This is a genomic window from Kitasatospora sp. NPDC034035 (assembly GCF_055575755.1).
Map to the genome: position 1 here is coordinate 269,388 of NZ_JBVISA010000008.1, position 22,357 is coordinate 291,744.

Below are 22,357 nucleotides of genomic sequence, written 5' to 3' on the forward strand. Positions count from 1 at the left end.
AGGAGCGGCCCGCCCAGAGGCAACCGCGCCCAGGGACAACCGCGCTCAGGAGAGCCGCGCCGCCGCGTACGCCTCCATGGCGGCCCGCTGGTACGCGGCCAGGCCCGGGGCGATGGCCTCGTACGCGGCGCGCCACTGCTCGGTCTCGGTGCAGGAACGCGCCATCGCGCGGTACTCCTCCACCGAGACCGACCGGATCGTGCCGAGCAGCCGGTACTCCTCGTCGATCATGCTCTGCACGGGCTCGGCGCCGGCCGGGTGGCCGGACGCCACCAGCTCGGCCAGCCGGACCATGCGCGCGGTCCGCTCGCGCTGCCCGGCCGCGATCTCGTCCGGGCTCATCGCGGCGGTCGCACGCCGGGCCGCCTCGGCGTGCTCGGGGAAGTCGCGCAGGCCGGCGTCGACATCGGCGGGCTGGATGCCCTCGAACAGGTTCTCGGGGCGGTTGATGGTCATGAGTGTGCCGTCCTTCCGGGAGCGTTCCAGGTCGGCGATCGTGCGGGAAACGGTGGCGGCCAGGGCGTCCAGCCGGTCGCGTTCGGCGACCAGCTGCCGGTGGTGGCCCCGCAGGGCGTGCAACTCGTCCACCTGCTCGCCCAGGATCCGGGCGATCTCGGTCAGCCCCACGCCCAGCGCCCGCAGTACGAGGATCTGCTGCAGTTGCAGCAACTGCCGCTCCTCGTAGTAGCGGTGGCCGTTGGTGCCGATCCGGGCCGGGGGAAGCAGTCCGATCTCGTCGTAGTGCCGCAGCGTCCGGGCGGTCACCCCGGACATCCGGGCGACCTCCGCAATCGGCCAGGCCATGGCCGCCTCCCTCGCTTCCGGGTCCCCACGTTCGTCGTACCGGGGCCGGTTCCTCCGGCCCCGGTACGACGGTAGAAGCTGCCGCTGCGGCAGCTTCAAGCCCGGACTTCCGGGGCTGCCCGCGACCCCGTCCCAGCCCGGCCGGCTACGCCTCGCCGAACCAGTCCAGGGACTGTCCGTGCGGCCCGGTGAAGGCCACCGGCCGCTCGTCCAGGGCGAGCGCGAACAGCCCGGATCCGGCCGGGGCCGGTCGGGGCAGGCGCCGGGAGACGGTCGGCAGCACGGAGACCGCCTCGTTGGAGATCCAGTGCCCGGGCAGCTCGCGCATGGTCACCGCGAACTCCTCCCGCGCCTCCGGCGGCAGGTACGCGAGCACGGCGCTGTGGAACACCACCGGCGTCGCCCCCGTCGGCACCCGCTCCACCAATTCCCGTACCGTCGCGTTGAGATCGCCGCGCACCAGCAGCGGCGGCTCGGCCCGGGCGACCCGGACGGCGCCGCGCAGTCGGTCCAGCCGGTGGGTCTGCTCCGGCCAGACCAGCGACTCCAGCCAGCGCATGTCCTCCTCGGCCCGGACATCCAGCGGGTTGAGGTCGACCCCGGCCCGCCATACCACCTCGGGCAGCCGCTCCGGCAGGAACGCGGGGAGCGGCACCGGCCCGCTCACCGCGCAGTCCAGCGTCACCGGGCTCGCCGCGTCGCCGAACTCGGCCGGCGGGGCGCCCACCCCGTCCGCGGGCAGGTAGCGGTAGCGGTACCGGTCCGGGTACAGGCAGAGCCCGGCCGAGGCGCCCACCTCGATCAGCGCGAGCGGCTGCGGCAGGGTCGCCAGCAGCGGCAGCAGGGTGGCGCAGCGGCCCGACTCGTTGGTCTGGGTCAGGCGCTCCAGCATGGTGGCCGACGCCTCGTCCCAGTGGGCCGTCACCCAGTCGCGGAAGGCCGGCCAGCCCTCCGACACCGGCCCGCCCAGGTGCCGGACGGCACCGAACAGCAGGTTCGGCTGTCGCTTCACGGCCGGCAGCCCGTCCAGCATCGCGCACAACTGCCCGTCCTCGGCGAGGTGCTCGGCCAGGTCCTGGTAGATCGCGGAGTTGCCGCGAGCCTCTCGCTCCGCGAACGCGCGGTAGAGGTCCCCCGTATCGCTGTGCATCTCTCTTGCACCCTTTCGAGTGATCGAATCGGCACAGCCTACGCCCGGCCCACCGCGCCCTCCGGCGCCCCTCCCGGCCGCGTTTCCCGCGGCCGGCACGCTGCCCCAGCGGTGGACAGCGCCGGCACCCCGCGCGCTGTCACCCCAGCATGCCGCCCATGTGCCCGTCCTCGGCGAGCAGCCGCCAGGAGCAGCCCGGCGAGGCGAAGGCTTCCGGGTCGACGGCCTCCACCAGCCGGTCCACCACCGTGCTCAGCAGTGACTGCGGGTCGAACACCGCCCAGGTGTCGTGGCCCCGGCCGTAGTCCCAGCGCTCCCACTCGGCGCGCAGCCGCTCGTACGTCCAGAGGGCGTAGAGCAGGGCGGACAGGTCGCGGTTCAGGTAGGCCTCGGGCTGGCCGTCGTCGTACCAGTCGGGCAGTTCGAGTCGGCCGGTGGCGCCGTCCAGGGCGATCGTGAGGTCCGTCGGCCAGTCCCCGAGGGCGATGAAGTCCCGCTGGTACGGGCGGTCCTCCTCGCCGTCGAAGTACTCCGGGTACGCCTCGCCCATGGTGACCAGCGGTTCCTCGCACACCCCGAACATCGCCCCGCCCAGCGGCAGCCCGACTTCGGTCAGCAGCCGCCGGGTCGGCTCGTGCACCAGGGCGGCGGGCAGGTACTCGGGCCGGAAGCGGTGCACCTGGCCGGGGCCGTCGTCCTCGTCCGTCAGCGCGGCGAGCTCCGCCACCAGCTCCGGGCCGACCTCGTACGCGGGCCCGCCCGGACCGCCCGGCAGCGCGCCCCAGCCCAGCGCGTGCACCAGCAGCGCGGTGCCCCAGTGCGCCGGTGGCGTGGAGTCGCTCGCGAACAGGCCCGGATCGACCTCCCGCATCCGCCGTTCGGCCTGCGCCATGACCTCGGCCACCACGGCCGGGCCGCGCCGCCCGTCCAGGGCCTCCGGCCGCCGGGCGGCCTCGGCGACCGCCTCGACCTCCCGTATCAGGCCGGCCAGCGTGGTCAGGTCGGAGGCCAGCGGATCCCGACGGGGGCCGCCGTTGTCCAGGAACACCTCACCGGTCGCCCCGTCCAGCAGCACCAGGTTGCCGACGGCGGCGAAGGGGGTGCAGTAGTCCGTCTCGCCGAGGACGAACAGCCGCTCCGCGTCCGCCGGGAACGGCCGCAGCACCCCGAACTCCAGGAACGCCCCCGCGGTCGGCAGCCCCTCCCGCGCCAGGAACTCCCGGCTCTCCGCGTGCACCACACCGTCCGGCAAACCCGCCACTTGCTCACACCCCACGAACCCCACCCTTCCCCGGCCCTGACCCCCCAGACCCTAGCGGCCCGGCCCGACATCGCCGCGCGGGTTTCGGGGCACACCCCCGGTCCGGCTGCTACACCTCCAGCTCCTGAACCGTCGGCTCCCGCACCTCCGGCCCCTACGCCGCTGCCGCCTGCGTTCCTGCCGCCGGGTCCACGTTCCAGTGCTCGGGCAGGTCCGCGTCGCAGAAGGCGCAGGCGTAGTGCTCCTCGCGGACGAGGTTGCACGCGGTGCACCGGGGGCAGCGGCGGAAGACCGCCGCGTACGTGAAGGCACCCGGGTGCGGCAGGCCGACGCGGGTGAGGGCGGCGGTCACGGCGGGCCAGGAGGTGGTGTCGGGGCAGTAGCCGGTGGAGTGGTTGCTGATCGTCTCGACTTCCCAGCCCCCGCCCGACCGCCGGAACCCGATCTCTCCGGCGCTCAGCACCAACCGCCCGCCCGCGCAGGCCACGTGCTCGCTGCGGCGCGGGGCGAGCAGCAGCGCGCCGCCCAGGTCGACCACGAAGGTGAACGGCTCCGCCAGTTCCTCCGCCGTCCGTCCGTCCACCCAGGCGGCGAACTCGTCCGCCGTCCGGACCGGTCGGCCGCCGGGCCCGGCGGCCGACCGCAGTTCCGGCGGCCCGACGTACCGGTACGCCCGGCCGAAGCCGTCCGCGACCTCCGCGGCGATGCCCCGCTCGGTCAGCCGTACCTTCCAGTACGCCATCTCGACGGCTGTCCCGTGGAGCCCGAAGTCCCTGAGTTCGGCGAGGAGTTCACGGGTCCGCTGCAGGGAGGACGCCGAGCCCTCGCGGAGCGTCCGCAGGGCCGCCAGCGGGTCGGTGAGCGATCCGGCGAGTCGGAGCCGGGCCGGCCCGTGGGTGGTCAGCAGTGCCTCGCGGACGTCCTCCGGTACCGTCGCCGGGCCCCAGTACTCGCAGAGGGTGGTGCCGCAGGGCGGGCAGGAGCTGTCGGCGTCCCACCACAACTCCCGCCCGTGCATCAGGAACTGCCCGACGCTGCGGATGGCGGTGCCCCCGCAGGCCCCGCATCGGACGGTCATCTGCACACCCTGTTCCGCACCGGTCATGCCCGACACCCTACGGCGATCACCGGGCGTGGCAGGGCGCCGGGACGAGGCCCTCCCCGGACGAGCCGGAGGGCGGGCGAGTGGGTCAGGCGAGCCCGCCGGCCTTGCGGGCCCCCTGCTCCACCCGGTCGTGGTGGGCCTGCCACCAGTCCGCGTCGCCCTCGGCGGTGTTGATGCCGTCGGGGCGCTGGCCGATGGCGCCGTCCACGAGCTCGCGGACCAGGTCGGCGTGGCCGACGTGGCGGTGGCATTCGGCGATCATGTGGACGAGGACCCGGTGCAGGGTCTGCTCGGGGCGGTCGCCGAACGGGAGTCGGCCGGTCGCCTCCAGCGGCAGGGCCTCGATGGTGGCGTCCGAGTGCGCCCAGACCCGCCGGTAGCGCCCGACGATCTCCTGGGTGGTCTCGTCCGGCCGCGCCCACAGGTCGGCGTTCGGCTCGGTGTCGCCGGTGAACCACAGCGGGGTCGGCTCGGGGAAGGGGCGCCCGAAGGTGTCGCCGAAGTACATCGCCTCGGCTCCGGTGAGGTGCTTGACCAGGCCCAGCAGGTTGGTCCCGGTGGGGGAGAGCGGGCGGCGCAGGTCGTATTCGGAGAGGCCGTCGAGCTTCCAGAGCAGCGCGTCGCGGGCGTCCTGGAGGTAGATCCGGAGGTCGGTCTTGTCGTCCGTCACAGTCATGGGACCAGTCTGTTGATCGCCGGAGGCCTGTCCATCGATTTCCGGTGCCGGTCCGAGGTGTTCGACAGGTGCCCCCACAGGAAGAATTGACGCACCGTCAATCATCCCTGCGGGGGCGGAAGTCAGCGCACCACGTCGAAGACCTGCTTCTGCAGGCCGTTGCTGTAGACCTCGTGCTCGACCAGCTTCAGCTTCTGGGCGTCCTTGTCCGTGGTGCTGAACAGGCGCTTGCCCGCGCCGAGCAGCAGGGGGAAGACGATCAGGTGGTAGCGGTCGATCAGGCCGGCGTCCGAGAGGGCCCGGTTCAGGGCGGCGCTGCCGTGGACGATGATCGGGCCGCCCTCGGTCTCCTTCAGGGCGGCGACCTCGTCGAGCGAGCGCAGGATGCTGGTCTCGCCCCAGTTCGACACCAGGTCGTCGTTGGTGAGGGTGGTGGAGACGACGTACTTGGGCAGGGCCTTGTAGCGGGCGAATTCCGCCATGTCCGGCCACACCGGGCTGAACGCCTGGTAGCTGACCCGGCCCAGCAGCATCGCGCCGGCCTCCTCCTGCTCCCGGCCCTTGATCTCGAAGGCCTCGGGGACGAACTCGATGTCCTTGAAGGTCCATCCGGAGTTCCGGTAGCCGGGCTCGCCGCCGGGGGAGTCGACGACGCCGTCGAGCGAGATGAAGGCGGTGCTGATCAGGGTGCGCATCGGTGGTTCCTCTGTTCCTCGTTCTCGTGTCTGTTCGGGTGGTTCGGGCGCTCAGGCGTGGCGCTCAGGTGTCCGAGCCCGCAAGGGCGCTCAGGCTCGGGCCTTCAGGCGAGGAGCCCGGTCAGCCACCGCTGCCAGGCGGCTTCGGCCCCCTCCGGCGCCGGGCCGAAGAGGTGGTGGAACATCAGCACCAGGCCGGAGCCGTGGTGGAAGGCGTAGAGCCCGTCGGCGGTGCGGACCTCGAAGCGCTCGTCGTCCGACCAGACCACCTCGCCGTCCAGTGGCGGCAGGCCGGCCGGTTCGGCGTGGGCCCGTGCGCCCACGGCGACCGGGAGGGGCAGTGACAGGGCGCCGGCGAGGACCGTCCAGACCTCCGGCTCCGGCCGTCCGGCGGACGGTGCCGCGGCGAAGACCGGGACGGCGGTGCGTCCCGGGAAGTGGGCGAGGTACTCGCGGAGCGTGTGGAGGTGGAAGGGCCAGCCGCGGCGCAGCGCGTCGTACTCGTCCTGCCAGTCGTCGCCGAGCAGGCCGCTGTGGACGACGCGGAGCACGGTGGAGCCGCCGTCCCGGCCCTCGATCAGGTACTCGAAGGCCATGAAGCGGCCGTCCTCGGCGGTGGCCGTGCGGGTGGCCAGGCGCTTGCCGGGTTCGTAGGCGGTGATCACCGCCTCTTCGCGGTGGCCTCCGGTCTCCATGGTGGCGGTGCCGCCTTCGCGCGGGTCCAGCTCGTTGCGGCCCATGAACCAGGAGTCGACCCCCGGCCCGGTGGCGATCGCCTCCCAGACCTGCTCCGGGCTCGCCGGCAGGGCGGTCTCCAGCTCGATCTCGAACGGGTGGGTCATCGTGGGTTCTCCTGTTCCGGGGCGGCCCCGGTCGTTTCTGCGGCGGTCCCGGCGGTCCCGGCGGTCCCGGTCGTTTCTGCCGGGGTCCCGGCCGGCTCCGGCGCGGTGGCGGGCGGCGCCGCCTGCGCGGCCGCGGGGATCTGGTGGAGTCCGACGATCACCCGGTGGCTGCGGCCTCCGGGGGCGGACTCGTCGTGGTAGCGGCTGACGAGGGTCGCCACGGCCTGGGCCAGGTCCTCGGCGAAGGCGGTCCGGTCGGCCGCGGAGGCGAACCGCACCTGGGCGTCGATGCCGAAGGTGGCGACCCGCCGCCGGGCCCGGGCGGCGCCGGTCAGCAGGCTTCCGACCTCCTGCACCAGCCGGGAGCCCAGGGCCAGCAGCCAGCGGGCGGAGAGCTGGTCGGGGGAGCGGTCGGGGTCCGGGCTGACGGCGGCCAGGACGCCGGGGGAGATCACGTAGGAGGCCGCGGTGGCGCGGTACACCCGTTCGGTGACGTTGCCCTTGCGGCGCTCCTCGGCGAGTTCGACGAGTCCGTGCCGCTCCAGTTCCTTCAGGTGGTAGTTGACCTTCTGTCGGGGCAGGGCCAGGCGGCCGGCCAGCATGGCGGCCGAGCCGGGTTCGGCCAGGGCGGCGAGGATCCGGGCCCGGATCGGGTCCAGGGACGCCTCGGCCGCGGCGGGGTCTTCGATCACAGCGACGTCCAGCACCCCTCCAGGATCCGTCCGACAAAAAAATTTGTCAAGGAAAAAAGACTTGTCGGTAGCCCGGTCGGCCGAGTGATATCGCCCGTCCGGCCCCACGCCTCCGCCCGCCCGTCGGCCGCGCCTGCCGCGACCTGGCACGGAGAGTGACGGGAGGGGCTACCGGGTCGGACTTGAATCTTTACGAACGGATGTTCGATCCTGGGGTTGTGCCCGTTTTCGAATCTGTTTTCGAATCCACCGCCGAGCAGCCCGCACGACCCGTGCTCCGGCCGGTGGCGCTCCCGGCTGCCGTGCCGGGGGAGCCGGGCGACGGACAGGCGCAGGCCCGGGGCCTGCTGCCAGTGCCACCCGCGCTACGGGAGGTCCTGCCGGACGGCGGGCTGCGACGCGGCACCGCGGTGTCGGTGGCGGGCGGGGACACCGGGCTGCTGCTGGCGCTCGCCGCCGGGGTACGGGAGACCGAGGGCGGCTGGGCGGCGGCGGTCGGGCTGCCGGACCTCGGGCTGGCCGCCGCCGAGGGATACGGGCTGGACCTGCGCCGACTGCTGGTCGCGGACGACCCGGGGCCGCACTGGGCCGAGGTGGTGTCGGTGCTGGCCGGCGCGGTCGAACTGGTCATGCTGCGTCCGGACGGGCCGGTGCCGCCGAAGCTGGCCGCCCGGCTGGCGGCGGTACTGCGGCGCAGCGGCTGTGTGCTGCTGGTGGCCGGACCGTGGCCGGGCGCGGCGCTGCGGCTGGGAGTGCGGTCCGGGCGCTGGTTCGGACTGGGCGACGGCTACGGGCAGCTCGTCGGCCGGCAGGTCGAGGTGGTGGCCGAGGGCCGCGGCTCGGCGGTGCGCGGCCGGACCGCCCGGCTCTGGCTGCCGGACGAGCACGGCGCGGTGCGCCCGCTTCAGGAACGGCCGCTCCTGGAACGTCCATTCCAGGAACGCTCGTTCCAAGAGCGTCCGGCCCAGGAGCAGCCGCAGCTGCAGCCCGTGACGGAACCGGCGGCACCACACGTCGCGGCGGTGGTCTGAGATGCCCGGGAACGAGTGGTCCGAGGTGCCCGGGAACGAGGTGTCCAGGGGCGAGGTGCCCGGGAGCGAGCTGTCCGGGACCGCCGAGGACCGAACCCCCCGGGTGCTCGTGGTCTGGTGCCCGGACTGGCCGGTGGCGGCCGTCACCGGCGACGACCCGGTGGCGGTGACCGAGGGCGGGCGGATCCTCGCCTGCTCGGCGGGCGCCCGGGCGGCCGGGGTGCGGCAGGGGCAGCGGCTCAAGCTGGCCCAGCGGCTCTGCCCGGAGCTGGAGCTGCGCGATCGCGACCCGGAGGCGGAGACCCGCCGCTTCGAGCCGGTGGTCGCGGCGGTGGAGGCGTTCACACCCCGGGTGGAGGTGATCCGTCCCGGTCTGTGCGCGATCCCGGTGAAGGGTCCGGGCCGCTACTTCGGCGGCGAGGAGGCGCTGGCCGCCAAGGTCCGTACGGCGGTGGCGGACGCTCTCGGGCGGCCGCCCGTCCCGGACGCCGTCCCGGGCGCGGTGACCCCCCGGGCCCCCAAGGCCCCGGCGACCCCCGAGGCCCCGGCGACCCCCGAGACCCCTGATACCCCCGAGGCTCCCGAGACCCCTGACGCAGCGCCGCCGAACACCCCCCACGCCCAGGTCGGTGTCGCCGACGGCCTGTTCGCCGCCGTGCTCGCCGCCCGTGCAGGCGTGCTGGTCCCGGCGGGCCGGACGGCGGAGTTCCTCTCCCCGTACCCGGTGAGCGCGCTGGGCGACGAGGCGCCGGCCGAGCTGCTCGGGCGGCTCGGCCTGCCCACCGTCGGGGCGTTCGCCGCGCTGCCGCCCGAGGCGGTCGCGGACCGTTTTGGCCCGTCCGGGACGGCCGCGCACCGGCTGGCCCGCGGGTTGCAACCGCGCCCGCTGGTGCCGCGCGACCAGGAGCCGGACCTCGCCGTCGAGCAGCGCTTCGACCCGCCGGAGCCACTGGCCGAGCCGCTGGTGTTCGTCGCCCGCACGCTGGCCGAGGCGTTGCACCGGCGGCTGGCCGGGGCCGGGCTGACCTGCCGCCGGGTGGCCGTCGAGGTGGCCTGCGCGGACGGCCGGACGGCCTCCCGGCTGTGGCGCCACGAGGGCCGGCTGTCGGCGACGGCGCTGGCCGAGCGGGTCCGCTGGCAGCTGCAGGCCTGGCAGGGTGCGGGCGTCTTCGCGGCCGCCGACGAGGGCCCCGACACCGGTTTCGTCCTGCTTCGCCTGGCGCCCGACGGCCTCTCCCCGGACCAGGGCCGCCAGTTGGCGCTGTGGGGCCAGGCCGTCGCCGACGACCGGGTGGAGCGTGCGGTCGCCCGGGTGCAGGCGGTGCTCGGGCACGCCGGGTTGCGCCGGATCGAACCGGCCGGGGGGCGCGGGCCGGGGGAGCAGGCGGTCAAGGTGCCGTGGGGCGAGCCGTACGGGGCGGCGGTGCCGGCCGACGCGCCCTGGCCGGGGCGGCTGCCGGAGGTGTGGCCGGCTGTGGTGCTGCGGGAGCCCACGCCGGTGCGGGTGCTGGATGAGGCCGGGCTGCCGGTCACGGTGGACGGCCGGGCGGGGGTGTCGGCCCGGCCGGCCCTGGTCGTGGTCCGGGGGCGGGAGGAGCCGGTGGACGGCTGGACCGGGCCCTGGCCGGCGGTCGAGTACTGGTGGGACCAGGCGCTCGCCCGCCGCCGGGCGCGGTTCCAGGTCGTGGTGGGCGGCGGCCGGGCGTTGCTGCTCACCGTGGAGGGGGGTGCGTGGTACCTGGAGGCCGGCTACGACTAGCGGCCCCGGGGCCCGAAAGCCGGAGACCGAAAGCCGGAACCCGGAGCAGGGGGGAGCAGGACGAGCACGAGAACGACGAAGGCGACCCCCGATGGGCTTCACCAGCCACCCCACCCTCCCCTGGAGCGAGCTGCACCGCCGACTGACCGGCGCGGCGCCGGACCGTACGCCCGCGGCGCCGGACCGTACGGTCATCCCGCTGCGCCGCCCCGGTCCGGAGGACCCCCCGGCCGCTCCGAAGAGCTCCGCCGAACCCTGGGCCGAGCTGCACGTCCACTCCGCCTTCAGCTTCCTGGACGGCGCCAGCGACCCGGAGGACCTGGTCGCCGAGGCGGCCCGGCTGGGTGTGGAGACCCTCGCGATCACCGATCACGACGGCCTGTACGGCGCCGTCCGGCTCGCCGAGGCGGCCCGGGGCACCGGTGTGGCCACCGTGTTCGGCGCCGAGCTGACCCTCCGCCACGAAGCGGCCGGCCACTTCCCGGGGGCGACCGGACACCCGGAGACCGAGCACCCGGAGCGCGAGCACCCGGAGCGCGAGCACCTGGAGACCGAGCACCTGCTGGTCCTCGCCCGCGACCCGGCCGGCTACCGCCGCCTCTCCGCCGCGATCGCCGCCGCCCAGCTGGCCGGCGGCGCGAAGGGCCGCCCGGTGTACGACCTCGCGGCGCTGGCCCAGGCGCACGGCGGCCACTGGGCGGTGCTCACCGGCTGCCGCCTCGGCCGGGTCCCCGCCGCCCTCGCCGGGAAGCGCGGCGCCGATCCGGGCGCGGCCGAGCAGCGACTGCGCACCCTCACCGAGGCGTTCGGCCGCGAGAACGTGTACGTCGAACTGATCGACCAGTGGCTGCCCGGCGACGACCGGCGCAACGACGCCCTCGCCGCGCTCGCCGCCGGGCACGGGCTGACCGCCGTCGCCTCCACCAACGCCCACCACGCCGGCCCCGCCCAGGGCCGCCTCGCGCAGAGCCTCGCCGCGCTGCACGAGCGCCGGACCCTGCAGGACGCGGTGGGCTGGACCCGGGCGGCCGGCACCGCGCACCTGCGCTCGGGCCGCGAGATGGCCGGTCGGCTGGCCCGCTTCCCGGGCGTGCAGCGGGCCACCGTCGAACTCGGCCGGGCCTGCGCCTTCGACTTCGCCGCACTGGACCCGGAGCTGCCGGGCTTCCCCGTCCCCGAGGGCGGGACCGAGATCGGCCACCTGCGCGCCCTGGTCGCGTCCGGCGGCCCGGCCCGCTTCGGCCCCGGCAACGCCGCCGCCCGCCGCCAGCTCGCCAAGGAGCTGGACGTGATCGAGGACCTCGACCTGGCCGGCTACTTCCTGATCGTGCACGACATCGTGGACTTCTGCCGGAGCCGGGAGATCTGGTGCCAGGGCCGCGGCTCGGCCGCCAACTCCGCGGTCTGCTACGCCCTCGGGATCACCGCCGTCGACCCGATCCACTACAAGCTGCTGTTCGAACGCTTCCTCTCCACCGCCCGGGACGGGCCGCCCGACATCGACCTGGACATCGAGAACCGCCGCCGCGAGGAGGTCATCCAGTACGTCTACGGCCGTTACGGGCGCGAGCACGCCGCGCAGGTCGCCAATGTGATCACCTACCGGCCCCGGCTGGCGATCCGCGACGCCGCCCGGGTGCTCGGCTACCCGCAGGGGCAGGTGGACGCGTTCAGTCGGCAGACCGACTTCCGCTCCGCCCCCGGCGCGGACGCCGTCATCCCCGCCGACGTGCTCTCGCTCGCCACCCAACTCCACGGCCTGCCGCGCCACTTGGGCATCCACTCGGGCGGCATGGTGCTCACCAAGGAGCCGATCGGCGAGATCTGCCCGACCGAGTGGGCCCGGATGCCCGGGCGCTCCGTCCTGCAGTGGGACAAGGAGTCCACCGCCGGTGCCGGACTGGTGAAGATCGACCTGCTCGGCCTCGGCATGCTCGCCGCACTGCACGACGCCTGTGACCTGGTCGCGGAACACCACGGCCTGCGCCACGACCTGGCCACCATCCCGGACGACGACAAGGGCGTGTACGCGATGCTGCGCCGGGCCGACACCGTCGGCGTGTTCCAGGTCGAGTCCCGCGCGCAGATGGCGACCCTGCCCCGGCTCAAGCCGGACCACTTCTACGACCTGGTGGTCGAGGTCGCACTGATCCGCCCCGGCCCGATCCAGGGCGGATCCGTCCACCCGTACCTGCGCCGCCGCGCCGGGGCGGAGCCGCCCGGCTGCCCGCACCCGCTGATGGAGAACGCGCTCGGCAAGACCCTCGGGGTGCCGCTGTTCCAGGAGCAGATGATGCAACTCGCCATCGACTGCGCCGGGTTCAGCCCCGCCGAGGCCGACCGGCTGCGGCAGGCGATGGGCGCCAAGCGCTCGCACGAGCGGGTCGCCCGGCTGCGCGAGCGGCTGCTGGGCGGGATGGCCGAGCGCGGCATCCCGCCGGAGGTCGCCGAGGACGTCTACGGCAAGATCGAGGCCTTCTCCAACTACGGCTTCCCGGAGAGCCACGCGATCAGCTTCGCCTACCTGGTGTACGCCAGCGCCTGGCTCAAGTACCACTTCCCCGCGGCCTTCACCTGCGCCCTGCTGGCCAACCAGCCGATGGGCTTCTACTCGCCGCTCAGCCTGGTCGCGGACGTCCGGCGGCACGGCGTGCGGGTGCGCGGGGTGGACGTCAACGCCAGCGGGGCGCGCCCCACCCTGGAGCCGTACCGGGGGCCGACCCCGAAGCCGCCGCTGACCGCCGGCCGCCCGCAGCCGGCCATCCGGCTCGGCCTGGAGACCGTCCGAGGCATCGGCACCCCGCAGGCCGAGACGATCGTGGCCGGACAGCCGTACGCCGACCTGGAGGACTTCGCCCGCCGCACCGGCCTGCCCGCGCCCGTCCTGGAGGCACTGGCGACGGCGGGCGCCTTCGACTGCTTCGGTCTGACGAGACGTCAGGCGCTGTGGACCGCAGGGGCGTTCGCCGGGATCTCGGCCGAACTGATCCCCGGCACCACGCCCGGCACCGAGGCGCCGGACCTGCCCGGCATGAGCCCGGTCGAGGAGACCATCGCCGACCTGTGGGCCACCGGAACCTCCGCCACCAGCCACCCGCTCCAGCACCTGCGCACCCAGCTGGAACGCGGCGGAGCGCTGTCGGCCGCCCAGCTCCCGGACGTGCCACCGGGGACGGCGGTGGTGATCGGCGGCCTGGTCACCCACCGGCAGCGGCCGCCGACGGCCGGCGGGGTGCTCTTCCTCAGCCTGGAGGACGAGACCGGCCTGATCAACGTGATCTGCAACCGCCCGGTCTGGGAGTCCCAGCGCCGCACCGCCCTGGACCGGGCCGGACTGCTGGTCCACGGCCACATCGAGCGCGACCGGGGTGCCACCAACCTGATCGCCACCCGGCTCGCCCCGCTGCGGATCGGCCTCTGATCGGCCCACCGAACGGATCGGCCCACCGAACGGATCGGCCCACCGAACGGATCGGTTCACCGAACGGATCGGTTCACCGAACGGATCGGTTCACCGAACGGATCGGCTCCCCGAATGCATCAGCCCGCCGGGTAGCCGATCTCCGCGAGGTCCTCGGCCAGTTCGTCCAGGTCCGTCTCCGCGTTGAGCGCCGCCACCACGGCCGGGGTGAGCGGGCGCAGCGCCAGGACGTGCCCGATCGCGGCGAGGTCCAGCGCCTGCTCCGGCTCGAAGTAGTCCTCGGCCCACTGCCGGTAGGCCTCGGCCGACCCGTCGGCGAGCAGCTCGAACAGGTGGTCCGCGCCGCGCTCGGCCGCCGCACCCCGCCAGGAGTCGTCGCCCTGGCCGCGCCAGAAGCAGCGGGTGACCGTCGGCCCGTCCTCGTCTCCGAGGGCGGGCTCCTCGGCGAAGCGGCGGAACTCCTCGGGCACGGCCGCGAGCAGCTCCGGGGCGTTGGGCGCCTCGTGGTCGAAGGCCCGCCCGTAGGCGCCGACGGGGGAGAAGATCACGCACCAGTCGTCGCCCTGGCCGTTGCGCATCGAGGCCAGCTCCTCGCCCTCGTCCCAACGGGAGTCGAAGGAGTGGTACCGCGACTCCCAGTCGTCCGGGCTGAGGATCGCGTCGAGCATGGCGAGGCCGCGGCAGCGGTCGCGCAGGGCAGGGACGTCGGGCAGGCGGCTGAGCAGGTCGTTCATGCCCGCCATTGTCCCCGAAAGGCCCGACACCCCTGACGGCCGGGGCCGTTCAGGCGCCGGAGGCCGGCTGCCGCCCCTTGCCGGGAGGCCCCGCGAAGGTCTGGGCGATCGGCAGCCAGGCGGTGGCGACCGGGCCGGTGGCGGTCAGGGCCAGGTCGTCGCGGTGGCGGCGCTGGGTCACCAGCAGGCAGAAGTCCAGGGCGGGGCCGGTGACCACGTCCGTGGCGTCGGCCGGTCCGAGGGGCCACGAACTCCCGTCGGGGGCGGTCAGTTCGAGCCGGACCGGGGCCTCCGGCGCGGGTAGCCCGTGTGCGGCGAAGGCGAAGCCCAGGGTGCGCAGGCCCAGATGGGCGATGTGCCGCAGCCGGTCGGTGGGCTCCCGGGCCGCGCCGAGGGCGTCCGCGACGTCCTGGCCGTGCGCCCAGGTCTCCATCAGCCGGGCGGTGACCATCGAGGTGGGCTTCATCGGCGGGCCGAACCAGGGCAGCCGGACGTCGGCGGGGGCGGCGGCCAGGACGGCCTGCACCTCCTCCCGGCCGGTACGCCAGCGGTCGAGCAAGGCGTCGGGCTCGGCGGCCGCGCCCTCCCGGGCACCCTCCTCGACGGGGTCGGCCCCGGCGGCCAGGAGCTCGGTGAAGCGGCCGCCGAGCGAGGCGGTGAAGCCCTCCGGGTCGCGGGCGGCCAGCGCGGTCCAGCCGTCGGTCCAGGCCAGATGGGCGATCTGGTGTGCGACCGTCCAGCCTTCGGCGGGGGTCGGCCGAGCCCAGTCCTCGGCCGGCAGTCCGGCCACCAGCGCGTCCAGGACGGCGGTCTCGGCCCGCAGGTCGGCCAACAGGCCGCGCAGGACGGCGTTCGGGTCGGTCATCGTCTTCCCTCCGGGGCACGGCAGTTGCTACCCGTCGGTAGCCTGCGCCCGCACCCTATGCCCGGCGGGCCGACGGCGTCCGCCACTCCACGAAACACCCACGTCAGGACTCTCGCCACCGGCCGTACCGCGTGTGACAATTCCGCGATGACCAGGGCTGCGGACTCCCTCGCCGCTGCGCGACCCGTCGACGACGCCGCGCGACCCGAAGGCGACCCCGACGTCGCCGTGCGGGCCGCCGAGCTGGTGCGGGACGCCGTGCTCGGCGACCTCGCGCGGCGGGTGGTGGCGGAGTGCGGCGTGGATGTCGGGCTGGTCGGGGTGCCGGAGCCGCTGCCCGGGCGTGGGAAGGGCGGCGAGGGCATGGTGCTGCGCCACTGGGCCGGCACCCGGGCGGACCTGCTGCACAACGTGGCGGTTCCGGCCGGGCTCGGTCTCGGCGGACGCGCGCTCGCCGAGCGCGCGCCCACCTGGGTGCCCGACTACCGTGCGGCGACGACCATCTCGCACCAGTACGACCCGGCCGTCGCCGCCGAGGACCTGTACGCGATGCTGACCGTCCCGCTGATGGACGGCGACACCGTGCACGGCGTGGTGTACGCCTCGGTGCGCGCCGTCGTCCCGTTCGGGGACGTCCGGATCTCCGCCGTCGGCACCTTGGCCCGGGCCGCCGCCCGGGCGCTCGCCGGGGCCGCCGCCTGGAGCCGCGCCAAGCCCCGGCCGGCCGCCCCCGTACGGCCGTTGACCCCGCGCGAGCACGAGGTGCTGCGCTGGGCGGCGACCGGCCGGACCAACCCGGAGATCGCCGCCCGACTGGGCCTGACCTGCAACACCGTGACCGGCTACCTCAAGTCCGCGATGCACAAGCTCGGTGTCCGCAACCGGACCGAACTCGCCCTGGCGGCCAGGGAATCAGGCCTCGTGCACTGAGTCGCCGCCAAGCCGCTGCCGAGCCGCTGCCGAGCCGCCGCACCAGGTGGGCCGCCGGATCACGTGAGCCGCCGGATCAGTTGACCTGGCGCTCCCGCCCGGTCCAGTACGGCTCGCGCAGCCGGAACTTCTGCAGCTTCCCGGTGGCGGTGCGCGGCAGCGCGTCCCGGAACTCCACCGAGGTGGGCGACTTGTAGCCGGCCAGCCGCTGCTTGCAGTGCGCGATCAACTCGGCTTCGCTGACCGGCCCGTGGCCCTCCCGGAGGACCACCAGCGCCTTCACCGTCTCGCCCCACTTCTCGTGCGGCACCCCGATCACCGCGGCCTCGGCGACTGACGGGTGGCTGTACAGGCAGTCCTCCACCTCGATCGAGGAGACGTTCTCCCCGCCGCTGATGATGACGTCCTTCTTCCGGTCCGAGATGGTCAGTTGGCCGTCCACGAGGGTGCCGCCGTCGCCGGTGTGGAACCACTCGTCGCGCAGCGCCTCGGCGGTCGCCTCCGGCTGCTGCCAGTAGCCGTCCAGCACGGTGTTGGAGCGCACGAGCACCTCGCCCTGGCCGTCGACCCGCAGCTGGGTGCCGAGCGCCGGGGCGCCGGCCTGCACCAGCTTCTCGGCCCGCTCGGCCGCCGGCAGCGCGTCCCACTCGGCCCGCGAGCGGTTCACCGTGACGATCGGCGCGGTCTCGGTCAGGCCGTAGAGCTGCATGAACTCCCAGCCCAGCTGCTCCTCGACCTGCTGGACCACCGAGGTCGGCGGCGGGGCGCCGGCCACGATCATCCGCACCCGGTCGCGGCCCGGCACCGGGCCGTCCCAGTCGGCGGCCGCGTCCAGCACCATCTGGACCACGGCGGGCGCACCGGACAGGAAGGTCACCCCGTGCCGCTCGACCCGGCGCAGGATCTCCGCGCCGTCCACCTTGCGCAGCACGATGTGCCGGGCGCCGAGCCCGGTGAGGGAGAACGGCAGGCCCCAGCCGTTGGCGTGGAACATCGGCAGGGTGTGCAGGTAGACGTCCCGGTCGTTGGCGCCGTAGTGCAGGCCCATCAGCGTCGCGTTCAGCCAGACGTTGCGGTGGGTGAGCTGAACGCCCTTGGGGCGGGCGGTGGTTCCGCTGGTGTAGTTGATGGTGGCGGTGTCGTTCTCGGAGACCGCGTACCGCCGGGGGGAGTTGTCGAAGTCGTACAGCAGGGCGTCGCTGTCCGCGCCGATCACGAACTTGTGCTTGGCCACCACCCCGCTCAGCGCGTCGGCGAGTTCGGGGTCGACCAGGAGGACGGAGGCGCCGCTCTGCTCGACGATGTACGACACCTCCTCGGCCTTCAGCCGGAAGTTCACCGGCACCAGCACCCGGCCGTGCCCGCTCACGCCGAAGAAGGAGGTGAGCAGCCGCGCCGAGTTGTGCGAGACGACCGCGACCCGCTCGCCGGGCCCGACGCCCAGCCGGTCCAGCCCGGCCGCCTGGGCCCGGGCGAGTTCGGCGACACGGCGGTAGCTCAGCTCGCCCCAGGATTCGGCAGGCTGCACCGGCTCGTCGACGATGCCGACCCGGTCGCCGTAGACCAGCTCGGCCCGGTCGAGGAAGTCCATCACGGAGAGTGGAATCTGCATGCGCCTACTGTCCTCTCCCACCTGCTCCCTGCACACCCCCGATCGGGGGTGTCACCCTTCCGCAGCACCTCCGGTCGCCGTCGGGGCGGTCGCTCCGGTCGCTTCGGGAGCGGCCGCCAGGGCCGCCGCCAGCCGGTCCCGCGCCTCGGTCTGGGCGGCGATCCGGCGCTCCAGCACCGCCAGCCGCTCCCGGGCGACCGCCAGCACCCGCTCGGACGGCCGGTTCGCCAGCACGTCCCCGTCCAGGCAGCCGAGCAGCGGCCGGACGTCGTCCAGAGTGAGCCCGGCACCCACCAGCGCGCGGATGTTGCGCACCCGGGCGGCCGCCGACTCCGCGTAGTCGCGGTAGCCGTTCGGCTCGCGCTCGGAGTCGATCAGCCCGGCCTGCTCGTAGTGCCGCAGCGCCCGGACCGTCGCGCCCGTCGCCCGCGCCAGCTCGCCGATCCGCACCCGTACGGCCCCCATCGTCCCTGCACCGGGCATCGCTTCACCGGTTGCCACTTCACCGGTCGTCACTGCACCAGCGCGCCCCCGTCGACGGACAACACTACGCCGGTCACGAACGAGGCCTGCGGCGAGGCGAGTTGCACGATCGCCCAGGCCACCTCCGCCGGGTGGCCGATCCGGCCCAACGGGGTGTGCGCGAGCTGCCAGGCCCGCAGCGCCGCCAGCCGCTCGGGGCCGTGCCCCGCGTGCTCGCCGATGGGCGTCTCGATCGCCCCCGGTGCCACCGCCACCACCCGGACCCCGCGCGGGGCCAGCTCCACCGCCCAACTGCGGGTCACCGTCTCCAGTGCGGCCTTGCTCGCCGCGTACACCGAGCCGGAGGGCCAGCCGCGCTGCCCGACGGCGGTGCTGACGTTGACCACCACGCCCCGGCTGTGCGCCAACGCCGGCAGCGCGGCCTGCCCGAGCAGCACCGGGGCGACCAGGTTGGTGGCCAGCAGCGCCTCGACGCCGTCCCGGGTGTACCCGCCGAGCTGCCCGCCGCTGCCGGTGATGCCCGCGTTGTTGACCAGTACGTCCAGCCGCCCGAACCGTTCCAGCGCCGCCCGGACGATCGCCTCCGGCGCGTCCGGCCCGGTCACGTCGACGGCCAGCGGTTCGATCAGCGACGGGTACGCGGCTGCCGTCTCCGCCAGCGGCTCCGGCCGCCGCCCGACCGCCAGCACCCGCGCCCCTTCGGCCGCGAAGGCCCGCGCGGTCTCCCGCCCGATCCCCGTTCCGGCGCCGGTGACCACCACGCCCCGACCCTCTGCTGCGTTCACAGTGTCCATGGGGCAACCCTCTGACCCTGCCGCCAGCGGCAGGGTCAAGCGGGAGTGTCGGAGCCGACCGTCAGAATGCGGCGCATGACCGACCACGACACCGAGCCCGCACCCGTACCCGCACCCGCTGCCGAGGAGGACACCCCGCTGACCGTCCGGGCCGCCGCCCACGGCCTGCCGGTGGTGCGGCGCGGCGTTGTCCCGCCGAACGTCCGGGAGGCGTACGCCCGCTCCCTGGCCGGGGGACAGGAGCCGAGCCCTCCACTTGCTGAGCCCGACGCGAACAACGGGCCCGCAGCGCCTGCCGAGCCGCCGCCCGCCTGCTAGGAAGGTCGCAACGCACGGTCAACCACCTACGGGGAGAACACCCATGAGCGACCAACGGCCCGAGAGCCTCTACGACGCCGTCGGCGGCATCGACGCCCTGCGCCGCCTCAGCCACACCTTTTACCGGGGCGTCCTCGCCGACCCGCTGCTCGCGCCCGTCTTCGCCGACTTCACCCCCACCCACATCGAGCACGTCGCCGTCTGGCTGGCCGAGGTCTTCGGCGGCCCGACCGCCTTCACCGACGAGCTCGGCGGCCACCAGGCCCTGCTGCACGCCCACCTGGGCCTGGAGATCACCGAGGAACAGCGGCTGCGCTGGATGGAGCTGATGGCCGAGGCCGTCCGCCAGGAGCTGCCGGCCGACGAACTGCTGCGCCGCCGGGTGCTGGAGTACTTCGACTGGGGCACGAAGATCGCCGAGGATGTCTCCGCCTCCCCGGCCGGCACCGACCTCGGCGAGCCCGGCCCGACCCCGCGCTGGAACTGGGAGGGGCTGGAGAAATGACCGTCACCGCGCACCCGACGGCCGACGGCCTGCAGCTGCGCCCCTTCGAGGACGCCGACGCGCCGGCCCTGATCGAGGCCTACCGGGACGAGACGCTGCGCCGCTTCACCCGCAACCCGGTGGACAGCGCCGAAGGGGCCGCGCACTGGCTGGCCGCGCAGCACGAGGGCCGCGCGGCCGGCACCCGGTACGCCTTCGCCGTCCTGGACGCCGGCGAGCTGGTCGGCAACGTCGTGCTCAAGCGCGGCACCCCGGGCGGGGAGACGGCCGAGGTGGGGTACTGGACGGCGGGCCCGGCGCGCGGCCGGGGCGTGGCCCCGCGCGCGGTGGAGGCCCTCACCGCCTGGGCCTTCGCCGCCTTCGCCGAGGACGGCCTGTGTCGGATCGACCTGCTGCACGAGGGCGACAACCACGCCTCGTGCCGGGTCGCGGAGAAGAGCGGCTACGCGTTCACGGAGGTTGTCCCGGCCTTCCCGCCGTACCCGAGGGACGGCCACCGGCATTCCCGGAAACGGCTGGACGGATCCGGACGACGCAGTTCAGAGTAGGGCGCATGGCTTCTCTGGCACGGCACGTGACGATCGACTGCGCCGACCCGCACGCCCTGGCCACGTTCTGGGCGCAGGCACTGGACGGCACCCTGGGCGAGGACGACAACCCGGGTGACGAGGAGGCACTGGTGGACTCGGCCGGCGCCTCGCTGCTGTTCATCCGGGTGCCCGACGGGAAGTCGGCGAAGAACCGGGTCCACCTCGACCTGCAGCCGCAGGACCGCAGCCGGGACGAGGAGGTGGAACGCCTGGTCGCCCTGGGCGCCACCGTGCTGGCCGACCGCCGCACCCCGGACGGCAAGGGCTGGTTCACCCTGGCCGACCCCGAGGGCAACGAGTTCTGCGTCGAGCGCAGCAAGGCCGAGCGCGCCGCCACCGGGGACGCGTAGCCGTCCGGCTGTACCGGCCACTTGCCCATGGCCGCCCGTCAGTCCCACGAGGACGTGCGCGGGCGGCCGTTCCGTTCTCTCGGCCGTTCCTTCGGCCGCTCGTCGAACGCAGCTGCGCCAAGCCGTCACACGACAGGCCCAAGCCCCGGGCCGGCGCCGGGGATCCGCCCGATAATCGATCCTGTCCGACGCCCTTCGGCACACGCAGCCCCCACCGAGCCACCAGGCAGGTACCCCATGGCCAGGATCGCCGTGATCGGCGCCAACGGCAGCATCGGCAGTGCGGTCGTCGCGGAGGCGGCGGCACGTGGCCACGAGGTCACCGCCGTGGTCCGGGATCCGGACCGCTACCGGGGCGGGGCCGCCGCCGTGGAGCGCGGGGACGTGCTGGACCCGGCGGACGTGGCCCGGGTGGCGGCCGGCCGCGACGTCCTGGTGAGCGCCGTCGGCGGCGGTGACGGCCCGGGCCACCTGGCGCTGATCGAGCCCGCCGCCCGCGCCCTGGTCGAGGGCCTGCGCAGGCTCGGCGGCGCGGCGCCCCGGCTGATCGCGGTCGGCGGTGCGGGCAGTCTGGAGACCGCGCCGGGCGTGCGGGTCTGGGACACCCCGGGGCTGCCCGAGACGGTCCTGCAGATCATGCACGCGCACGGCGCGGCGCTGGACTACTACCGGACGGTCTCCGACCTCCGTTGGACGGTGCTCAGCCCGGCCGCCGAGATCGGCCCGGGGGAGCGGACCGGCCGCTACCGCACCGGCCTGGAGCAGCTGCTCACCGACGCCGAGGGGCGCAGCCGGATCTCGGTGCCGGACTACGCGGTCGTCCTGGTGGACGAGATCGAGCAGCCCGAGCACATCGGCGAGCGCTTCACCTGCTGCTCGCTGTGATCCGTTGCTGCTCGCTGTGATCCGTCGAGTCCGTTCAGCCCAGCTGGATCGAGCGCTTGGCCAGTCCCATCCAGAACCCGTCGATGACGCTGCGCTGGCTGTCCAGGTCGGCCTCGCCGGCGCCGAGGGTGACGAACAGCGGGGCGAAGTGCTCGGTGCGCGGGTGGGCGAGCCGCCCGGCGGGGGCCTTGTGCTCGAAGTCGAGCAGTGCGTCCAGGTCGTGGGCGGCCAGGGCGCGCCGGCCCCAGTCGTCGAACTCGGCCATCACCGAGGTGACCCGGCCGTCGTTGCTGAGTGCCCGCAGGTTGTGGGTGAAGAAGCCGCTGCCGACGATCAGCACGCCCTCGTCGCGCAGCGGGGCGAGTTTGCGGCCGAGCTCCAGCAGCCGCTGCGGGTCGAGGGTGGGCAGCGAGACCTGGAGCACCGGGACGTCGGCGTCCGGGTACATCTCCACCAGGGGGACGTACGCGCCGTGGTCGAGTCCGCGGTCGGGGATGTCCTGGACGGGTGTGCCGGGGGCGCGCAGCAGCTTGCGCACGCGCTCGGCGAGCTCCGGCGCGCCGGGGGCGGCGTACCGGACCCGGTAGTAGTGCTCGGGGAAGCCCCAGAAGTCGTAGACCAGCGGAGTGGTGGTGACGGCGCCGAGGGCGAGCGGCGCCTCCTCCCAGTGGGCGGAGACCATCAGCACGGCCTTGGGCCGGGGCAGGTCGGCGGACCAGGCGGCCAGCTCGCCCGGCCAGATCGGGTCGTCGGCCAGCGGCGGAGCGCCGTGCGACAGGTACAGAGCGGGCATGCGCTCGGGGGCCGCGGTGCTCATGGCGTCCTCCTCGGGACCGGTGGGACCGTTCGTCCGAT

General features: G+C 74.5%; 23 protein-coding genes. 9 read left to right on the forward strand and 14 right to left on the reverse strand.

The features are described from left to right. Positions 1 to 45 precede the first annotated feature (45 nt). The 8 genes from ACZ52J_RS14465 to ACZ52J_RS14500 all read right to left on the reverse strand — a co-directional run bounded on the left by ACZ52J_RS14465 (position 46) and on the right by ACZ52J_RS14500 (position 7,240). Complete coding sequence (locus ACZ52J_RS14465) at positions 46 to 804, reverse strand: MerR family transcriptional regulator (RefSeq protein ID WP_465618687.1); 759 nt, start codon at positions 802 to 804, stop codon at positions 46 to 48. A 145-nt stretch (positions 805 to 949) separates the two neighbouring features. Continuing rightward, positions 950 to 1,954, reverse strand: a complete 1,005-nt coding sequence (locus ACZ52J_RS14470; RefSeq protein WP_465618689.1) for a DUF2332 domain-containing protein — start codon at positions 1,952 to 1,954, stop codon at positions 950 to 952. A gap of 139 nt (positions 1,955 to 2,093) precedes the next feature. Beyond that, positions 2,094 to 3,215 (reverse strand): SUKH-4 family immunity protein, encoded by a 1,122-nt coding sequence (locus ACZ52J_RS14475; RefSeq protein WP_465618691.1) that lies wholly within the window; start codon positions 3,213 to 3,215, stop codon positions 2,094 to 2,096. A gap of 154 nt (positions 3,216 to 3,369) precedes the next feature. Then, positions 3,370 to 4,320: a hypothetical protein gene (locus ACZ52J_RS14480; RefSeq protein ID WP_465618693.1), complete on the reverse strand. Its 951-nt coding sequence runs from the start codon at positions 4,318 to 4,320 to the stop codon at positions 3,370 to 3,372. Positions 4,321 to 4,405: 85 nt separating this feature from the next. Continuing rightward, on the reverse strand, positions 4,406 to 4,996 hold the full coding sequence (locus tag ACZ52J_RS14485; protein ID WP_360508003.1) for a DinB family protein: 591 nt from the start codon (positions 4,994 to 4,996) through the stop codon (positions 4,406 to 4,408). 122 nt (positions 4,997 to 5,118) lie between these two features. Beyond that, positions 5,119 to 5,691, reverse strand: coding sequence for a dihydrofolate reductase family protein (locus ACZ52J_RS14490; RefSeq protein ID WP_360508005.1), 573 nt, complete (start codon positions 5,689 to 5,691; stop codon positions 5,119 to 5,121). Between the two features lie 104 nt (positions 5,692 to 5,795). After that, positions 5,796 to 6,533 (reverse strand): SRPBCC family protein, encoded by a 738-nt coding sequence (locus ACZ52J_RS14495; RefSeq protein ID WP_465618696.1) that lies wholly within the window; start codon positions 6,531 to 6,533, stop codon positions 5,796 to 5,798. Then, the gene (locus ACZ52J_RS14500) at positions 6,530 to 7,240 is read right to left on the reverse strand and encodes an ArsR/SmtB family transcription factor (protein WP_465618698.1); all 711 of its coding nucleotides are present in this window, start codon (positions 7,238 to 7,240) and stop codon (positions 6,530 to 6,532) included. The genes ACZ52J_RS14495 and ACZ52J_RS14500 overlap by 4 nt, the downstream gene beginning before the upstream one ends. Positions 7,241 to 7,509: 269 nt before the next feature. Between ACZ52J_RS14500 and ACZ52J_RS14505 the strand changes: the two genes are divergently transcribed. From ACZ52J_RS14505 to ACZ52J_RS14515, 3 genes are all read left to right on the forward strand, one after another. Continuing rightward, positions 7,510 to 8,256 carry a hypothetical protein gene (locus tag ACZ52J_RS14505; protein WP_465618700.1) on the forward strand — a complete coding sequence of 249 codons (747 nt, stop codon included), beginning with the start codon at positions 7,510 to 7,512 and terminating at the stop codon, positions 8,254 to 8,256. A gap of 1 nt (position 8,257) precedes the next feature. Beyond that, a complete protein-coding gene (locus ACZ52J_RS14510) occupies positions 8,258 to 10,015 on the forward strand; it encodes a DNA polymerase Y family protein (protein WP_465618702.1) in 1,758 nt (585 codons plus the stop codon). A 91-nt stretch (positions 10,016 to 10,106) separates the two neighbouring features. Beyond that, positions 10,107 to 13,436, forward strand: a complete 3,330-nt coding sequence (locus tag ACZ52J_RS14515) for an error-prone DNA polymerase (protein WP_465618704.1) — start codon at positions 10,107 to 10,109, stop codon at positions 13,434 to 13,436. 119 nt (positions 13,437 to 13,555) lie between these two features. Here ACZ52J_RS14515 and ACZ52J_RS14520 read toward each other — a convergent pair whose 3' ends face one another. Together ACZ52J_RS14520 and ACZ52J_RS14525 are read right to left on the reverse strand one after the other, a co-directional pair. Beyond that, positions 13,556 to 14,170, reverse strand: a complete 615-nt coding sequence (locus ACZ52J_RS14520; protein ID WP_360508022.1) for a hypothetical protein — start codon at positions 14,168 to 14,170, stop codon at positions 13,556 to 13,558. Positions 14,171 to 14,219: 49 nt separating this feature from the next. Beyond that, positions 14,220 to 15,035: a TIGR03084 family metal-binding protein gene (locus ACZ52J_RS14525; RefSeq protein WP_465618706.1), complete on the reverse strand. Its 816-nt coding sequence runs from the start codon at positions 15,033 to 15,035 to the stop codon at positions 14,220 to 14,222. A 147-nt stretch (positions 15,036 to 15,182) separates the two neighbouring features. Here ACZ52J_RS14525 and ACZ52J_RS14530 point away from each other — a divergent pair, with 147 nt between their 5' ends. Further along, on the forward strand, positions 15,183 to 15,965 hold the full coding sequence (locus ACZ52J_RS14530) for a helix-turn-helix transcriptional regulator (RefSeq protein WP_465618708.1): 783 nt from the start codon (positions 15,183 to 15,185) through the stop codon (positions 15,963 to 15,965). 76 nt (positions 15,966 to 16,041) lie between these two features. On the opposite strand, the gene ACZ52J_RS14535 is transcribed toward ACZ52J_RS14530, so the two are convergent. From ACZ52J_RS14535 to ACZ52J_RS14545, 3 genes are all read right to left on the reverse strand, one after another. After that, entirely contained in the window at positions 16,042 to 17,577 is a 1,536-nt protein-coding gene (locus ACZ52J_RS14535; protein ID WP_465618710.1) for an AMP-binding protein, read from the reverse strand. Positions 17,578 to 17,628: 51 nt separating this feature from the next. Next, entirely contained in the window at positions 17,629 to 18,027 is a 399-nt protein-coding gene (locus ACZ52J_RS14540) for a MerR family transcriptional regulator (RefSeq protein WP_465618796.1), read from the reverse strand. Positions 18,028 to 18,089: 62 nt separating this feature from the next. Then, a complete protein-coding gene (locus ACZ52J_RS14545; RefSeq protein ID WP_465618712.1) occupies positions 18,090 to 18,854 on the reverse strand; it encodes an SDR family NAD(P)-dependent oxidoreductase in 765 nt (254 codons plus the stop codon). A gap of 75 nt (positions 18,855 to 18,929) precedes the next feature. Here ACZ52J_RS14545 and ACZ52J_RS14550 point away from each other — a divergent pair, with 75 nt between their 5' ends. The 5 genes from ACZ52J_RS14550 to ACZ52J_RS14570 all read left to right on the forward strand — a co-directional run bounded on the left by ACZ52J_RS14550 (position 18,930) and on the right by ACZ52J_RS14570 (position 21,502). Further along, positions 18,930 to 19,172 carry a hypothetical protein gene (locus ACZ52J_RS14550; RefSeq protein WP_465618714.1) on the forward strand — a complete coding sequence of 81 codons (243 nt, stop codon included), beginning with the start codon at positions 18,930 to 18,932 and terminating at the stop codon, positions 19,170 to 19,172. Between the two features lie 43 nt (positions 19,173 to 19,215). Continuing rightward, a complete protein-coding gene (locus ACZ52J_RS14555) occupies positions 19,216 to 19,677 on the forward strand; it encodes a group II truncated hemoglobin (RefSeq protein WP_465618716.1) in 462 nt (153 codons plus the stop codon). Beyond that, positions 19,674 to 20,225, forward strand: coding sequence for a GNAT family N-acetyltransferase (locus ACZ52J_RS14560; protein WP_360508042.1), 552 nt, complete (start codon positions 19,674 to 19,676; stop codon positions 20,223 to 20,225). Before ACZ52J_RS14555 ends, ACZ52J_RS14560 begins: the two co-directional genes overlap by 4 nt. 5 nt (positions 20,226 to 20,230) lie before the next feature. Beyond that, on the forward strand, positions 20,231 to 20,617 hold the full coding sequence (locus ACZ52J_RS14565) for a VOC family protein (protein ID WP_465618718.1): 387 nt from the start codon (positions 20,231 to 20,233) through the stop codon (positions 20,615 to 20,617). A gap of 237 nt (positions 20,618 to 20,854) precedes the next feature. Beyond that, complete coding sequence (locus ACZ52J_RS14570; RefSeq protein WP_465618720.1) at positions 20,855 to 21,502, forward strand: NAD(P)-dependent oxidoreductase; 648 nt, start codon at positions 20,855 to 20,857, stop codon at positions 21,500 to 21,502. A 34-nt stretch (positions 21,503 to 21,536) separates the two neighbouring features. On the opposite strand, the gene ACZ52J_RS14575 is transcribed toward ACZ52J_RS14570, so the two are convergent. Beyond that, the gene (locus tag ACZ52J_RS14575) at positions 21,537 to 22,319 is read right to left on the reverse strand and encodes a dioxygenase family protein (protein WP_465618722.1); all 783 of its coding nucleotides are present in this window, start codon (positions 22,317 to 22,319) and stop codon (positions 21,537 to 21,539) included. Positions 22,320 to 22,357 lie beyond the last annotated feature (38 nt).

Bases quoted from the DNA above. Each gene is read 5' to 3' on its own strand.
- ACZ52J_RS14465 (WP_465618687.1), bottom strand. From the start codon at position 804: ATGGCCTGGCCGATTGCGGAGGTCGCCCGGATGTCCGGGGTGACCGCC.
- ACZ52J_RS14470 (WP_465618689.1), bottom strand. From the start codon at position 1,954: ATGCACAGCGATACGGGGGACCTCTACCGCGCGTTCGCGGAGCGAGAG.
- ACZ52J_RS14480 (WP_465618693.1), bottom strand. From the start codon at position 4,320: ATGACCGGTGCGGAACAGGGTGTGCAGATGACCGTCCGATGCGGGGCC.
- ACZ52J_RS14485 (WP_360508003.1), bottom strand. From the start codon at position 4,996: ATGACTGTGACGGACGACAAGACCGACCTCCGGATCTACCTCCAGGAC.
- ACZ52J_RS14490 (WP_360508005.1), bottom strand. From the start codon at position 5,691: ATGCGCACCCTGATCAGCACCGCCTTCATCTCGCTCGACGGCGTCGTC.
- ACZ52J_RS14495 (WP_465618696.1), bottom strand. From the start codon at position 6,533: ATGACCCACCCGTTCGAGATCGAGCTGGAGACCGCCCTGCCGGCGAGC.
- ACZ52J_RS14510 (WP_465618702.1), top strand. From the start codon at position 8,258: ATGCCCGGGAACGAGTGGTCCGAGGTGCCCGGGAACGAGGTGTCCAGG.
- ACZ52J_RS14515 (WP_465618704.1), top strand. From the start codon at position 10,107: ATGGGCTTCACCAGCCACCCCACCCTCCCCTGGAGCGAGCTGCACCGC.
- ACZ52J_RS14520 (WP_360508022.1), bottom strand. From the start codon at position 14,170: ATGAACGACCTGCTCAGCCGCCTGCCCGACGTCCCTGCCCTGCGCGAC.
- ACZ52J_RS14525 (WP_465618706.1), bottom strand. From the start codon at position 15,035: ATGACCGACCCGAACGCCGTCCTGCGCGGCCTGTTGGCCGACCTGCGG.
- ACZ52J_RS14530 (WP_465618708.1), top strand. From the start codon at position 15,183: ATGACCAGGGCTGCGGACTCCCTCGCCGCTGCGCGACCCGTCGACGAC.
- ACZ52J_RS14535 (WP_465618710.1), bottom strand. From the start codon at position 17,577: ATGCAGATTCCACTCTCCGTGATGGACTTCCTCGACCGGGCCGAGCTG.
- ACZ52J_RS14545 (WP_465618712.1), bottom strand. From the start codon at position 18,854: ATGGACACTGTGAACGCAGCAGAGGGTCGGGGCGTGGTGGTCACCGGC.
- ACZ52J_RS14550 (WP_465618714.1), top strand. From the start codon at position 18,930: ATGACCGACCACGACACCGAGCCCGCACCCGTACCCGCACCCGCTGCC.
- ACZ52J_RS14555 (WP_465618716.1), top strand. From the start codon at position 19,216: ATGAGCGACCAACGGCCCGAGAGCCTCTACGACGCCGTCGGCGGCATC.
- ACZ52J_RS14560 (WP_360508042.1), top strand. From the start codon at position 19,674: ATGACCGTCACCGCGCACCCGACGGCCGACGGCCTGCAGCTGCGCCCC.
- ACZ52J_RS14565 (WP_465618718.1), top strand. From the start codon at position 20,231: ATGGCTTCTCTGGCACGGCACGTGACGATCGACTGCGCCGACCCGCAC.
- ACZ52J_RS14570 (WP_465618720.1), top strand. From the start codon at position 20,855: ATGGCCAGGATCGCCGTGATCGGCGCCAACGGCAGCATCGGCAGTGCG.
- ACZ52J_RS14575 (WP_465618722.1), bottom strand. From the start codon at position 22,319: ATGAGCACCGCGGCCCCCGAGCGCATGCCCGCTCTGTACCTGTCGCAC.